13 protein-coding genes are annotated in these 13,367 nt (G+C 69.3%); 9 read left to right on the top strand and 4 right to left on the bottom strand.

The window, feature by feature from the left end:
* Positions 1-10 precede the first annotated feature (10 nt).
* A complete protein-coding gene (locus L3Q65_RS42770; protein ID WP_237598161.1) occupies positions 11-1,219 on the bottom strand; it encodes a cytochrome P450 in 1,209 nt (402 codons plus the stop codon).
* A gap of 150 nt (positions 1,220-1,369) precedes the next feature.
* Positions 1,370-1,987, bottom strand: coding sequence for a TetR/AcrR family transcriptional regulator (locus L3Q65_RS42765; RefSeq protein WP_182892559.1), 618 nt, complete (start codon positions 1,985-1,987; stop codon positions 1,370-1,372).
* Positions 1,988-2,112: 125 nt separating this feature from the next.
* Between L3Q65_RS42765 and L3Q65_RS47535 the strand changes: the two genes are divergently transcribed.
* From L3Q65_RS47535 to L3Q65_RS42740, 4 genes are all read left to right on the top strand, one after another.
* Positions 2,113-2,724: a YbaB/EbfC family nucleoid-associated protein gene (locus L3Q65_RS47535; protein WP_182892560.1), complete on the top strand. Its 612-nt coding sequence runs from the start codon at positions 2,113-2,115 to the stop codon at positions 2,722-2,724.
* A gap of 146 nt (positions 2,725-2,870) precedes the next feature.
* Positions 2,871-3,431: a snapalysin family zinc-dependent metalloprotease gene (locus L3Q65_RS42750; RefSeq protein ID WP_037818340.1), complete on the top strand. Its 561-nt coding sequence runs from the start codon at positions 2,871-2,873 to the stop codon at positions 3,429-3,431.
* A gap of 182 nt (positions 3,432-3,613) precedes the next feature.
* Positions 3,614-4,297 (top strand): alpha/beta fold hydrolase, encoded by a 684-nt coding sequence (locus L3Q65_RS42745; protein ID WP_182892561.1) that lies wholly within the window; start codon positions 3,614-3,616, stop codon positions 4,295-4,297.
* 494 nt (positions 4,298-4,791) lie between these two features.
* A complete protein-coding gene (locus L3Q65_RS42740) occupies positions 4,792-5,388 on the top strand; it encodes a LysE family transporter (protein ID WP_237598160.1) in 597 nt (198 codons plus the stop codon).
* On the opposite strand, the gene L3Q65_RS42735 is transcribed toward L3Q65_RS42740, so the two are convergent.
* Positions 5,389-7,188: a pyruvate kinase gene (locus L3Q65_RS42735; RefSeq protein ID WP_182892564.1), complete on the bottom strand. Its 1,800-nt coding sequence runs from the start codon at positions 7,186-7,188 to the stop codon at positions 5,389-5,391.
* 185 nt (positions 7,189-7,373) lie between these two features.
* Here L3Q65_RS42735 and L3Q65_RS42730 point away from each other — a divergent pair, with 185 nt between their 5' ends.
* Entirely contained in the window at positions 7,374-7,586 is a 213-nt protein-coding gene (locus L3Q65_RS42730) for a three-helix bundle dimerization domain-containing protein (protein ID WP_182892565.1), read from the top strand.
* A gap of 5 nt (positions 7,587-7,591) precedes the next feature.
* Here L3Q65_RS42730 and L3Q65_RS42725 read toward each other — a convergent pair whose 3' ends face one another.
* Positions 7,592-8,596, bottom strand: coding sequence for a LacI family DNA-binding transcriptional regulator (locus tag L3Q65_RS42725; RefSeq protein WP_237598159.1), 1,005 nt, complete (start codon positions 8,594-8,596; stop codon positions 7,592-7,594).
* Between the two features lie 203 nt (positions 8,597-8,799).
* Here L3Q65_RS42725 and L3Q65_RS42720 point away from each other — a divergent pair, with 203 nt between their 5' ends.
* Genes L3Q65_RS42720 through L3Q65_RS42705 form a run of 4 tightly spaced genes read left to right on the top strand, consistent with a single transcriptional unit; the run spans position 8,800 to position 13,364 of the window.
* The gene (locus L3Q65_RS42720) at positions 8,800-9,876 is read left to right on the top strand and encodes an ABC transporter substrate-binding protein (RefSeq protein WP_182892567.1); all 1,077 of its coding nucleotides are present in this window, start codon (positions 8,800-8,802) and stop codon (positions 9,874-9,876) included.
* A complete protein-coding gene (locus L3Q65_RS42715; RefSeq protein ID WP_237598158.1) occupies positions 9,876-11,453 on the top strand; it encodes a sugar ABC transporter ATP-binding protein in 1,578 nt (525 codons plus the stop codon). Before L3Q65_RS42720 ends, L3Q65_RS42715 begins: the two co-directional genes overlap by 1 nt.
* A complete protein-coding gene (locus tag L3Q65_RS42710) occupies positions 11,425-12,384 on the top strand; it encodes an ABC transporter permease (RefSeq protein WP_037818333.1) in 960 nt (319 codons plus the stop codon). The genes L3Q65_RS42715 and L3Q65_RS42710 overlap by 29 nt, the downstream gene beginning before the upstream one ends.
* The gene (locus tag L3Q65_RS42705) at positions 12,381-13,364 is read left to right on the top strand and encodes an ABC transporter permease (RefSeq protein ID WP_182892569.1); all 984 of its coding nucleotides are present in this window, start codon (positions 12,381-12,383) and stop codon (positions 13,362-13,364) included. The genes L3Q65_RS42710 and L3Q65_RS42705 overlap by 4 nt, the downstream gene beginning before the upstream one ends.
* Positions 13,365-13,367 lie beyond the last annotated feature (3 nt).

Genomic DNA, 13,367 nt, shown 5'->3' with positions numbered 1-13,367 from the left:
GCGACTCCTTTCACCAGGTCACGGGAAGTTCGTGCACCCCGTAGACGACCATGTCGTGCTTGAACTTCAGCTCGTCCAGCGGTGCGGCCAGCCGCAGCGTCGGAATCCGCCGGTAGAGCGTCCGGTAGACCACCTGCAGTTCGACCCGCGCGAGCGGCTGGCCGAGGCATTGGTGCACGCCGTAGCCGAACGCGACGTGGTGGCGTGCCTTGCGGGTGACGTCGAGCTTGTCCGGCTCGGGGAACTGCGTCTCATCGCGGTTGGCGACGTCCGTGGCTGCGATCAGCCCCTCGCCCTCGCGCACGGTCTGCCCGCCGATCTCCAGGTCTTCGAGCGCGACGCGGCGGCGTCCGGAGTGGACGATCGTCAGATAGCGCAGCAGCTCTTCGACCGCGTTGGCCAGCAAGGCGTCGTCGCCGTCGCGGACCGCGGCGAGCTGGTCCGGGTTCTCCAGCAGCGCGACAGTGCCGAGCGCGATCATGTTCGCCGTGGTCTCGTGCCCGGCGACAAGCAGCAGCTGGCCCATCGAAGCCGCTTCCTCGACGGTCATCGCGCCGGTGGCGACCTGACCGGTCGCGAGGCGGCTGAACACATCGTCGGCCGGGTCGTCGATTTTCTTCTCCACCAGCCGCGCGAGGTAGTCGAGCAGTTCCTCGGTCGCGGCGAGCGCCTGTTCGGCGGTCGCTTCCCGCGAGACCAGGATCTTGCTGCAGCGGTGGAAGAACTCGCGATCGCCGTACGGCACGCCGAGCAGCTCGCAGATCACCAGCGAAGGCACTGGCAGCGCGAACGCCTGCACGAGGTCGGCGAGTTTCGGGCCGGCCAGCATCTCGTCGAGCAGTTCGTCGACGATCTGCTGGATCCGCGGCCGCATCCGCTGGACCTTCTTCACCATGAAATCGCCGGTGAGCAGCCGGCGCTGGGCGGCGTGCTCCGGGTCGTCCATGCCGATGAACGACCGGAACCGGCTGCGCCGCGCCTTGACCCCGGGCGTCTGCGACGGATAGCCGGCGCGGGTGGGATCGGCGCTCACCCGCGGGTCGGTGAGCATCGCGCGGACGTCTTCGTAGCGGGTGATCAGCCACGGTTCGCTGCCGTCCCAGATCCGCACGCGCGACACCGGGTCGTCGCGCAGCTTGCGGTCGAGGTCGGGCGGCGGGTCGAACGGGCAGCGCCCGCGCGACATCGGGAACTGCGCTACGGGCCGGGCGTCGGCCATCACAGCCTCCTGGAGAAGTCACCAAACGAGTGTTCGGATACTTACCGAACACATGTTAGGCGATTTGGTGAACGATTGCCCAGACCCGGGTCCAAAGATCACCGGGATGGCCGTGGACGAGGATGGCAAACGGGAGAAAACGCCCGTGGCTCAAGCGAAAATGAGCGACAGCAGCTCGTCGGCGAAGTTCACCACGGCGTCCTCGCCCGGCTGCCTTCCAGACGAATGGAACAGCGCGACGCGGCCGTGCGCGCCGACGAACGCGATCACCCCGGCCCGTTCGGCGGGCACCCGGAGCTCGGCCCCGGACTCGGCGCAGCGGGCGAACGCGGCGGAGATCCGGTCGACGAAATCGATCGTCGGACCCTCCGGCCGGACGTCCGGCGACGTGCGGCTCGACCCGTTCGCGGTCATCAGCCGGTAATGGCCGGGGTTGTCCATCGCGAACCGGCAGTACGCGTGCAGCAGCGCACGCAGCCTGCCCACCGCGTCGTCGGCGGGAACCCGGGATTCGGCGGCTTCCATCGCGAGCCGCAACCGGCCGAACTCGTGCTCGGCGAGCCCGGTGACGAGCGCGGCCCGGTCGCTGAAGTGCTGGTAGATGCTGGCCGGGGCGATGCCGACGGCACGCGCGACCCCGCGGATGGTGAGCGCGTCCTCGCCGTCGAGTTCCGACAGGAGCCTGCTGGCCGCGGCGAGGATTTCCCCGCGCAGCCGCTCGCCCTCGCCCCAGCGGTTGCGCGTGCGGGCCTGGACTTCTTCGGACACTTGCCCATTGTTACCGCTCGCGTTGCCCCGCACCGCTCCGGCCCGCCGCGGATGTCGATCGTTTCGTAGCCCGTCAGCCATCCGAGGTTCACCAGCTGGGCGAGGGCGGTCGATAGCGTTCGCCGGTGGACGATCAGGGGTGGCTGGACGACTTCCAGCGGCGGATTGACGAAATGCAGGCGAAAAGCGCTGCCCTGCAAGAGACATTGAGCACCGCGGAGGGCCGCGCCAAATCGGGCGACGGGCTGGTGTCGGTTTCGGTCGCCCCGAACGGCGCGCTCAAGAACCTCGAGATCGACGACCGCGCCCTGCGGCACGGCGGCGCCCGGCTGACCGCGTCGATCATGGACGCCTACGGGAAGGCGCAGCGCCAGGTGTCGCGCGACGTCATCGACGCGTTCGAGCCGATCGCGGGCGACAGCGAGATGATGAACGTGGTCAAGTCGTATCTGCCGGAGCCCGAGGAAGAGCCGGAACCCGCCCCGGAGCCGCCGCGGTCCGAACCCCCCGCCCGCTACGCGGGACCTCCGCCGGGCAGCACCACCCCGCCGGGAAGCGCGGCCTACGGACGCCCGATGCCCCCGCCGGGCGGCGCGACGCACAGCCGTCCGCCGATGCCGCCTCCCGGCACCACCCCGCCGCCCCCTGCGCCGGCTCCCGAACCGCCGCGGCCGACGTCCGGTCCGCACCGCAGGCGCGCCGCGGGCGAGGACGACGACGAAATGCAGCCGTGGTGACCGGGTTGTCAACCCGTCGTTAGTGCTGGGAAATCACCATTTGCCGGACCGTACGAATGGGGGGTCACATAACGGGAGCTTCTGCCTACTTTGGGTTGAGCGCGCGCAAACCCGGCAAACTCCCCCCACCCCCCAGGAGCTTTCTTATGTCCAGGAAGTTCGTGCTGTCCGGCGCGGTCGCGCTCGCGCTGGCCGCCGCCCCGCTCTCGGGCGCCGTAGCGGTCGCCGCTCCGGCTCCGTCCGCCGTCGCGTCCGCCACGGTCTATTACTCGACGTCCGGCGCACCGTCGTTCCGGGCCGCGATCAACGCGGGCGCGGCGAACTGGAACCGCGCGGTGACCAACGTGAAGCTGGTCGAGCGTTCGTCCGGAGCCACGCTGCGGTACGTCGAGGGCAACGACCCGCGCGGCTCGTACGCGCAGACCGACGGGCACGGCCACGGCACCATCTTCATCGACTACACCCAGGCCCGCCAGTACGACAACACGCGGATCACCGCGCACGAGACCGGCCACGCGCTCGGCTTGCCGGACCACTACTCGGGCCCGTGCTCCGAACTGATGTCGGGCGGCGGCCCCGGCCCGTCCTGCCACAACGCCAACCCGAACTCGCAGGAAGCGTCCCGGGTGCAGCGGCTGTGGGCCAACGGGCTCAGCGCGGTCTCCGGACCGCAGCAGCGGATTTACGACCACTCGCCGGTCGGCTGACGCACAGCTGAGCGGGCGGCGGCCGGGTGCGTCCCGGCCGCCGCTTCGCCGGTCAAGGCTTCGTTGTCAGATAGCGCCGTTCGGGCCCTGGTCGCGGTCGGAATCCTCCTCTTTTCGCGGGGACGGGGAATCCCCGGGCACCGCCGGTGGTTGGCTTGCCTTCAGACGAAGGGGAGGCATTCATGGCGGAGATCGTTCTGGTTCACGGCGCTTGGGGCGACGGGTCGGTGTGGCTGGGGGTGATCCCAGCGCTGCATCGGCAAGGACATCGGGTCCGTGCGGCGAACCTGCCGATGACCTCGCTCGCGGACGACATCGCCGAGGTTCGCCGGGAGATCGCGGCTTTCGACGGCCCGGTCGTGCTGGCTGGCCATTCCTATGGCGGCGCGGTGATTTCCGGTGCGGCGAAGGACAATCCGCAGGTCAGCGCGCTGGCTTACTTCGCGGCGTATGTCCCGGACGAAGGCGAGAACGTGCCTTCGCTGAACGGCAAGTTCCCCGCCTCGCCCGGCAACGACGCGATGGTGTTCCGCGAGGACGGCTGGTCGTCGATCGACCCGGACCGCTTCCACTACGCCTTCGCCGCCGATGTGGCTCCCGAACGGGCCGCCGCGCTGGCCTCGGTGCAACGCCGCGCTCGCGCCGAATGCTTCGCCGTACCCGCGGGTCCTGGAGCCTGGCGCGACCTGCCGACTGCTTACGCAGTGTCCACAGAGGACCGAATTCTCCACCCGGACCTGCAGCGCTGGCTCGCGGAGCGGGCTGGGGCGGACTGTGTCGAACTGACGGCCAGCCACTATCCGCTGCTGTCCCAGCCGGAGGCGGTGGCCGCGGTGATCGACAAGGTGGCGGCGCGCGGCAAGTAGCGGCTGCTTCCCCGCTGCGGCCGCGAGCACCGCGAAATCGGCTGCCCGCATCGGTCGCGCGTGCGCGGGACGCGGAGTGTTCGGCTCCCTGACCACGGTGACCGGCACCGTGGTCAGGCCGAGCCGCAGTGCGACGGCGATCCGGTGATTGCCCTCGATCGTGCCGAACTCCTCGCAGAACCCGAGCCGCGACGGCGTCCGGATTCCGTGCCGCGCGATGTCCTCGGCGAGGGCGTCGAGGTGGCGCGGAGTGTCCACCAGCGCGGATCCCACCGTTTCCCGGTCCGCCGCCCGGTACCGGACCACAAACGAGACAGGCAGTTCAACCGGCGTCCGCCCATCCTGGCACGGCGGAAATCCAGTTGCCCAGTCCTGGCCGGACAGCCGAGTATTCGGGCCATGACCACCGAACCCGCCCGCCACCGCCCGTCCGACTGTCTCGCCGCGCGCGGCAAGCAGCAGACGGAGCAGGAAGGGACCGCCCAGGCCGTGCGATGAGCGCCGCGCTGGTCGCGGGGCTCGTCGCCGGGTACGGGATCGCCATGCCGGTCGGTGCGATCGGCGTCTACCTGGTCGAACTCACCGCCCGCACGTCGTGGCGGGTCGGGGCGGCCGCGGCGATGGGGGTGGCCACCGCGGACGGTGTCTACGCCGTTCTCGCCACCACCGGCGGCGCCGCGCTGGCCCCGTTGCTCGCCCCGATCACCACGCCGCTCCGGCTGACCTCGGCCGCCGCGCTGTTCCTGCTCGCCGCGTGGACCGCGATCCGGGCGATCCGGCGTTATCGAGCCCCGGAAACGCCTTTGCCGGCAACGCAACCGCACCCGCTGCGGGCATACGCGACCCTGCTCGGCCTGACCCTGCTCAACCCGTCCACCATCATCTACTTCACCGCGCTCGTCCTCGGCGACCGACCGGCCAACGGCACCGTCTTCACGGCCGCCGCCTTCGCCGCTTCGGCCAGTTGGCAACTGCTGCTTGCCGTCGGCGGAGCGTTGCTCGGACGCGGCCTCACCGGTCCGCGCGGACGGCTCGGCACCGCTCTGCTGTCCAGCGCGGTGATCCTCGTGCTGGCGGTGCGGCTGCTCTGATCAATCAGACGGCCGCCACGACCGCAAAGGCCGGAGCAGCGCGGTCTTCTTGTAGTGGTGGTCGGCCATCCGCCGGAGGATGTCGTCGAGGGTGAGCACCGCGGCCACGATGTGCGGTCCTTTGTTGAGCATCACGCATTCGGCGCGGACGCCCATGGCCGCGTCGGTGATTTCGGCGCGGGAAGGGCGGCCGGTGCGGGCCAGCTGATCGAGGACCTGGGTGGCCCAGATGACCGGCAGGTGCGCGGCTTCGCACAGCCAGAGGATTTCCTCCTGCAACTCGGCGAGCCGTTCGTAACCGCATTCGACCGCGAGGTCGCCGCGGGCGATCATCACGCCGGTGCGCGGGCGGCGCATCGCGGTCAGCAAAAGCTCGGGCAGGTTCTCGAAGGCCTGCCTGGTCTCGATTTTGAGGACCACCCCCAGTTCGTCCTGCCCGCCGAGTTCGGCGAGCAGGTCCTCGACGTCGCCCGCGGTCCGGACGAACGACAACTGCACCAGGTCGGCATGCGTGCGCACGAACGGCAGGCAGGCTCGATCGGCCTCGGTCAGCGCGGGCACCGGCAACGCGGTCTCCGGCAAGTTGATGCCCTTGCCCGCGCGCAACCGGGAACCGCCGTCGCGCGCGCTGGTGATCCGGACGGTGAGGGCGTCTTCACCGGTCTTGACGACAGTGCCGCCGATCCGGCCGTCGTCGAACAGGACTGGGTCGCCTGGCACTGCCGCGGCGAAGACAGCGGGAAGGGTGCAGCCGATTCGGGGCGGCCGCTGGATTTCCACCGGGGTGCAGTCGCGAGTCAGGGTGAGCAGGTCGCCCTCGTACAAGGTGAGGAACTGCTCGACCGGAGGCAGTGCACCGACTTCGGCCTCGGTGCCGTCCTGCGCGCGCAGCACGGTTCCGGTGGCGAGATAGGCGGTGCGGCGAGCAGAGGCCAGCACACCGGCCGGGCTCGCGGATGCCACGACGAGACGACGGCGGGAGCCCCGGGTGTCTCGGAAGCTCAGGTTCTGGCCGGGGCGCAGCGCGCCGAGTCCCGTGGCGTGGACTGGAATCAGCTTGGCATCCGGCCGCGGCGGCGGGGTCGCGGTGCTGGTGAGCCAGCACCAGGCCCGCGCGGTCGGACGGCCCAGTTCGTCGCGGCGCGGCCGGAGTTTGACGACACGCGGACCGTCGGCCAGCGGACCGGTGCGCAGTTTCGGGCCGCCGAGATCCATGGCGATCAGGCAGCGCCGCCCGGCGTCCTCGGCAGCGGCGCGGACGTGGGCTGCCATGGCCGCCCATTCCGAAGGTCCGTCGTGGGCGCAGTTGATCCGGGCGAGGTCCATGCCCGCGCGGACGAGTGCGCGGGTCAGCGTGGGGTCGTGTGCGGCTTCGGTGGGCAAGGTGACCATGATGCGCGTGCGTCGCCGCGCGGGTTCGGGACCGAGCAAGGCCGTGCAGTTGCTGTTGAGACTGCGCGGGCCGGTGGCGAAATCTTGGCGAGACAGACGTTCGCGAGTATCGGTGCCGGCCAGGGCAGCGGCGGCCGAAGCGATGGCTTCCAGGCTGGCGCGTACGTGCGGTTCGCTGCGCCCCAGGGAGGACAGGCCCTGCTCGGCCAGGCGAGCTTGGAGGTCACGCAGGTCCAACTGGCGCACGGCCCAGTAGTGGGCGAGGTTGCGTGCGCCGTCGGCATGGGCGGGGGCGACTTCGCTGACTCGTTCCGCCCAGTAGGACTCGGCGTCGGCGAGCACGGCGAACAGGTGCTGGATTTCTTCGGTGACCGTGGAGGGTCCGTTGCCGGGTGGTGCCTTCGTCACGCGCTCAGAATCCCGGATCCGTTCGCGCCGGAACCAGGGCGCCGGAGGGCCGATCGAGAAGCCTTTCGCCCTTGGCGGCTGACGACGAAAGTCTCTGCCGCCGGGGCACAAGCCCACGTTCCCCGAGGTAGACAGTGTCTACGATTGAGGGTGAGGCCACTGCCCGCACCGAAGGAGCCCGGATCATGCCCGCCCGCAGTTCTCCCCGTGAACGCCTCGAAATCCGGCTGGTCGTTCAGCGGCTGACCGCGAAGTTCTCCGCCGTCCATCCGGCCGGGCACATCGCCGACGTGGTCGGCGACAGCTATCGCACCTTCGACGACGCCCGTGTCCGCGACTTCGTCCCGCTGCTCACCGAACGGCGGGCGTACCGCGAACTCGTGAAAGCCGAAGGCTGAGCCGGCTAAGAAACGACCGTGCTTTCCCTTACCTCCAAGGAAAACGGCGGCTGCACCGAACGCGGCGCAGCGCTCTCGGTACCGGCAAGGCGGCGGTGGATGAGGTCGATCGCGGCCTCGGCGATAGCCGCTTTGTCCGGCGAGATCGTGGTGAGCGCGGGCAGGCTGAACGCGCTCTCCTCGGTGTTGTCGAAACCGACGATCGCGACGTCGCCGGGCACCCGGAGCCCGTGTTCCGCCGCCGAACGCAACGCGCCGACAGCCAGCAGGTCGTTGAAGCAGAACACCGCGTCCGGCGGTTCTTCCTGTGCCAGCAAGCGTTTCATCGCCGCCGCACCCTCGGCGCGGTGGTACTTCGCCACCGGCTCCACCAAAGAATCCGCTGACGGCAGACCAGCGTCCGCCAACGCGGCCCGATAACCGGCGAGCCGCAGCGACGACGTCCCGCGCTTGGGGTTCGCGCCGATCGCCGCGATCCGGCGACGGCCGAGCGACACCAGATGCGACACCGCGACGTGCGCGGCCCGCACGTTGTCGATCGCCACCCGGTCCAGTGCGACGTCCACCGCGTGTTCGCCCAGCAGCACCAGCGGGATTTTCCCTTCCGCGTCAGTGAAATCGTCCGCTTCGAGCGCTTCGGGATGCACCAGGGCGCCGTCGACCAGATGCGGGCCCAGCGAGTCCACCGTGGCCCGCTCCCGGTCGCGAGTGCCTTGGGTCTGCTCGATCAGCACGCTCCAGCCGCGGCGCTGCGCGGCGGTGATCACCAGGCCGGCCATTTCGCCGAAGTACGGAATGCTCAGCTCCGGCACCATCAACGCCAGGAACCCGGTCCGCCCGCGCCGCAGGTTGCGCGCGCCGACGTTCGGCCGGTACCCGGTCGCGGCCAGTGCCTCTTCGACGCGCCGCCGGTTCTCGGGCTTCACGAACGCGTAGCCGTTCACCACGTTCGACACGGTTTTCACCGAAACGCCCGCCAGCGTCGCGACGTCCTTCAGGGTCACGGCCACGCCGACTCCTCATCTCGTCCGCCCAGAGCCCATCACGAGCCCGCGAGGCTCTCGGCACCAGCCCCGACGACCACGTAGTGTAGCGACGTTTTGCCTGTTTACAACGTTGTTCCAACGATGTAAAAATAGCCGGAGCTCAGCGGGGTGACGGTCGTCACTCCGCCGAGCGGGTTGCCCCAGTCGTCGGCTGCGAGGAGTCCGCCGTGTCCCCGTCCGTCCCTGCCCGCTTCGCTCTGGTCGCCGGCGCCGCCACGGCACTCGTGCTCGCCGGGTGCACCAGCCGCGAGGAAACCCCTGCCGCGCAAAGCAATGGCTCCGGTCCGGCCGCCTCGGCCGCGTCCGCCGCGCCGAGCGCCGACGGCTGCACCATCGGCAAGACCGGCTACCCGAAACTCGACCCGAAGACCGCGATCGTCGGCTTCTCCCAGTCGGAGAAGGAGGCGAATCCGTTCCGGATCGCCGAGACGCAGTCCATCCGCACCGAGGCGGGCAAGCTCGGCATCCCGGCCGACCACCTGCTCACCACGAACGCGCAGAGTGACCTCAACAAGCAGATCTCGGACATCAAATCGCTGCTGGACCGGGGTGCGCAGCTGCTCATCGTGGCCCCGCTGAACTCCGACGGCCTGCAGCCCGCGCTCGACGCGGCGAAGGCGAAGAAGGTCCCGGTCGTCACCATCGACCGGCAGGTGACGTCGAAGCCGTGCACCGATTACCTCACCTTCATCGGGTCGAACTTCATCGAACAGGGCCACCGCGCGGCCGCCGCGCTGGCCAAGTCCACCGGCGGAAACGGCAAGGTCGCGATCCTGCTCGGCTCCTCGGGCAACAACGTGACCACCGACCGCACCAAGGGGTTCAAGGACGAACTCGCGAAGACGCCCGGCCTCACCGTGGTCGCCGAGCAGACCGGCGAGTTCGACCGGTCCAAGGGCCAGTCGGTGATGGAGCAGCTGATCCAGAGCCATCCGGACCTCACCGCGGTGTACGCGGAGAACGACGAGATGGGCATCGGCGCGGTCAACGCGCTCAAGACCGCGGGCAAGAACCCCGGCAAGGACGTGAAGGTCGTGTCGGTCGACGGCACCCGCAACGCGGTGCAGCTGATCGTCGACGGCAGCTACAACGCGGTCGTCGAGTCCAACCCGCGGTTCGGGCAGCTGGCCTTCCAGACGCTGCAGCAGTTCGAGGACGGCAAGCCGATCCCGCCGAGCATCGTCATCACCGACGACTCCTACGACGAATCGAACGCGGCCCAGAAGGTCGGGAACGCGTACTGATGACGAGCACGGCCGACACCCAGGTGGCGACCATGACCGCACCGGTGCTCGAGGTGACCGGGGTGACCAAACGGTTCCCCGGCACCGTGGCCCTCGACGACGTCTCCTTCAGCCTGCGGCGCGGCGAAGTCCACGCGCTGGTCGGGGAAAACGGCGCGGGCAAGTCCACTTTGATCAAGGTCCTCACCGGCGTGTACCGGCCGGACGAGGGCCAGGTGCGCCACCTCGGCGAACCGGTCGAGTTCCGCAGGCCGATCGACGCGCAGCGCGCCGGGATCTCCACCATCTACCAGGAGGTGAACCTCGTCCCGCTGATGAGCGTGGCGAGCAACGTCTTCCTCGGCCGGGAACCGCGCACCCGCACCGGATTGATCGACTGGTCCGCGATGAACGAGCAGGCGCGCGAACTGCTCAGCGGGTACGGAATCGACACCGACGTACGGCGTCCGCTGCACACGCTCGCGGTCGGTGCGCAGCAGATGGTCGCGCTGGCCCGCGCGGTGTCGGCGAAGGCTGGCGTGGTCGTGATGGACGAGCCGACGTCGTCGCTCGAACCGCGCGAAGTGGACACCCTGTTCGAGGTGCTGGCCCGGCTGCACGCCGACGACATCGCGGTGCTCTATGTGAGCCACCGGATGGACGAGCTGTACCGGGTGTGCGACAGCGTCACGGTGTTGCGCGACGGCCGCGTGGTCCACAGTGGACCGCTGAAGCCATTGCCGCGCATCGAACTGGTGTCGATGATGCTCGGCCGGGAGATCCGGCAGATCCGCGCTGAGGGCGTCACCGCGTTCGGCGAGGAGCATCACGCGGAGAAGGAACCGTTGCTGCAGGCCTCGAATCTGTCCGGCGGGAACAAGCTGCACGACGTTTCGGTGAGCGTGCGGCCGGGCGAGGTCGTCGGGCTGGCCGGGCTGCTCGGGTCCGGCCGGAGCGAGACCGCGCGGGCTGTGGTCGGAGCGTTCCCGCTCGACGGCGGTACTGTCCTGCTGGCCGGAAAGCCGTTGAAGCGCGGGAAGATCTCCGCCGCGATGCGGGCCGGGATCGCTCTGCTGGCCGAGGATCGCAAGGCGGACGGGATCATTCCCAATCTGTCCGTGCGGGAGAACATCGTGCTCGCCGCACTGCCGAGACTGTCCACTTTCGGCTTTGTCAGCCGGTCCAAACAGGACCGGGTGGTGAAGACGTTCATGGAACGGTTGCGGATCAAGGCGTCCAGTCCGGAGCAGAAGGTGTCCGAGCTGTCCGGCGGCAACCAGCAGAAGGTCTTGCTGGCGCGTTGGCTCGCCACCGGGCCGAAAGTGCTGCTGCTGGACGAGCCAACCCGCGGCATCGACGTCGGGGCCAAAGCCGAGGTGCAGGCGCTCATCGACGAACTGGCGCAGGACGGGCTCGGCGTGCTGCTGATTTCGTCCGAGCTGGAAGAGATTCTCGACGGCGCGGACCGGGTGGTCGTCCTGCGCGACGGCAGCGTCGCCACCGAACTGGCCGGCGACGCGGTGACCGAAGACAACGTGCTGGCGGCGATAGCCGCAGGGGGTGACAACGATGTCGACCGCGACACTGACGAGACCTGACCGAGCTCGCGTCACGAGCTGGCTGCAGAACTACGGCGTGTACCTGGCCGTGGTCGTGCTGCTGCTGTTCAACATCGCGTTCACGCAGAACTTCCTGTCCGCAGCCAACTTCCGCACGCAGCTGGTGCAGGCCGCGCCGGTGTGCATCGTCGCGCTCGGCATGGCGCTGGTGATCGGCACCGAGGGCATCGACCTGTCGGTGGGCTCAGTGATGTCGGTCGCCGCGGCGCTCGTCCCGCTGTATCTCGGTGCCGGGCCGGTGATGGTGATCGTGGTCGCGCTGATCGCCGGGGTCGCTTCCGGGCTGTTCAGCGGATTCCTGGTGGCTCAACTCGGTATTCAGCCGATCATCGCGACACTGGCCTTGCTCGTCGGCGGTCGCGGGCTGGCGCTCGTGATCGCGCACGGACAACTGGTTCAGCTGCACAACCCGGACTTCCTCGCGCTCGGCACCGGCGACGTGCTCGGCGTGCCGATCATGGTCCTGGTAGCCGCTGTTCTCTCGGTGCTGGCCGGATTGCTGGTGCGGCGCACCACCTTCGGCCGGCACTTGGTCGCGGTCGGCGGCAACCGTCCCGCTGCGACGCTCGCCGGACTGCCGGTGAAACGCGTCCTGATCGGCGTGTACGCCATGTCCGGCGCGCTGGCGGCCATCGCTGGCGTGCTGTCCACCGCACGGCTCGCCGCGAGCGATCCCAACGATCTCGGCCTGCTGATGGAACTTTCGGCGATCACAGCGGTGGTAGTCGGCGGCACTCCGCTCACCGGCGGCCGCGTGCGCGTGCTCGGCACGGTGTTCGGCGCGCTGCTCATGCAACTGGTGCACGCCACGCTGATCAAGCACAACCTGCCCGATTCCGCCGCGCAAATGGTGCAGGCCGCCATCATCGTCGCCGCGGTGTACGTCGCCCGGGAACGGAGCACGCGATGATCGCGACCACCGCCGCCCCGCCGTCGGAACGCGGCGCGGCGTTCGCGGCAGTCCTGCAACGCCAAGGCGCGGCCGTAGTGCTCGTGCTCGGCGTGGCCGCCGCGTGGTTCGCCTTCCCGCGCTTCGGATCCGCGGACAACCTGCGCGATCTCGCCTTGCAAAGTTCTTTTCTGGCCGTGATCGCGCTGGGCATGACGTTCGTGATCATTTCCGGCGGGATCGATCTGTCCGTCGGCTCGGTGTACGCGCTCGGCGGCGTGCTGGCCGCGTACGGTTCCCGGTACGGCCTGGTCGTCGCGATCCTGCTGCCATTGGTCGTTTGCGGGCTGATCGGATTCGTCAACGGGCTCCTCATCGCCCGTACGAAGATGGCGCCGTTCATCGTCACGCTCGCCTCGCTGCTGTTCGCTCGCGGGCTCTTGCTGGCCTTGACCAACGAGGGCGCGACAACGTACAAAGTGGAGCCAGGTTCGGCGTTGCTCTGGCTGGGACAAGGCAAGATCTTCGGCATCGGCGTACCGGTGTATCTCGCTTTGGTCCTTTTCGGACTCGGCGGAGTGCTGCTGCGCCGGACCCGGTTCGGCCAGTCGGTATTCGCGCTCGGCGGCTCGGAACAGTCCGCGTTGCTGATGGGTCTTCCGGTGGCCCGCACCAAAATCGCCCTCTACGCGCTCAGCGGCACGCTCGCCGGATTCGCCGGCGTGCTCACCGCGGCGTACCTGCAATCGGGCGTCACCGTGCTCGGCGTCGGCACGGAACTGGACGCGATTTCCGTCGTGGTCATCGGCGGAACGCTGCTCACCGGCGGCGCGGGAACCGTCATCGGCACGCTCGTCGGCGTGCTGCTGAAGACGCTGATCCAGAACGTCATCAACCAGGTCGGCACTCTCGATTCCAACTACCAGACGGTGGTCAGCGGCGCGTTCCTGCTGGTCGTCGTCGTGATCCAGCGGCTGCTGGCCCGTTCCCGCCGATCCTGACCC

The sequence above is a fragment of the Amycolatopsis sp. FU40 genome, assembly GCF_021903635.1.
In the GTDB taxonomy this organism is placed as follows: Bacteria; Actinomycetota; Actinomycetes; order Mycobacteriales; family Pseudonocardiaceae; genus Amycolatopsis; species Amycolatopsis dendrobii.
The sequence above is the reverse complement of the archived record's forward strand: the minus strand, read 5'-3'. Positions and strand labels throughout refer to the sequence as shown.

Bases quoted from the DNA above. Each gene is read 5' to 3' on its own strand.
- L3Q65_RS42770 (WP_237598161.1), bottom strand. From the start codon at position 1,219: ATGGCCGACGCCCGGCCCGTAGCGCAGTTCCCGATGTCGCGCGGGCGC.
- L3Q65_RS42750 (WP_037818340.1), top strand. From the start codon at position 2,871: ATGTCCAGGAAGTTCGTGCTGTCCGGCGCGGTCGCGCTCGCGCTGGCC.
- L3Q65_RS42745 (WP_182892561.1), top strand. From the start codon at position 3,614: ATGGCGGAGATCGTTCTGGTTCACGGCGCTTGGGGCGACGGGTCGGTG.
- L3Q65_RS42740 (WP_237598160.1), top strand. From the start codon at position 4,792: ATGAGCGCCGCGCTGGTCGCGGGGCTCGTCGCCGGGTACGGGATCGCC.
- L3Q65_RS42730 (WP_182892565.1), top strand. From the start codon at position 7,374: ATGCCCGCCCGCAGTTCTCCCCGTGAACGCCTCGAAATCCGGCTGGTC.
- L3Q65_RS42715 (WP_237598158.1), top strand. From the start codon at position 9,876: ATGACGAGCACGGCCGACACCCAGGTGGCGACCATGACCGCACCGGTG.
- L3Q65_RS42710 (WP_037818333.1), top strand. From the start codon at position 11,425: ATGTCGACCGCGACACTGACGAGACCTGACCGAGCTCGCGTCACGAGC.
- L3Q65_RS42705 (WP_182892569.1), top strand. From the start codon at position 12,381: ATGATCGCGACCACCGCCGCCCCGCCGTCGGAACGCGGCGCGGCGTTC.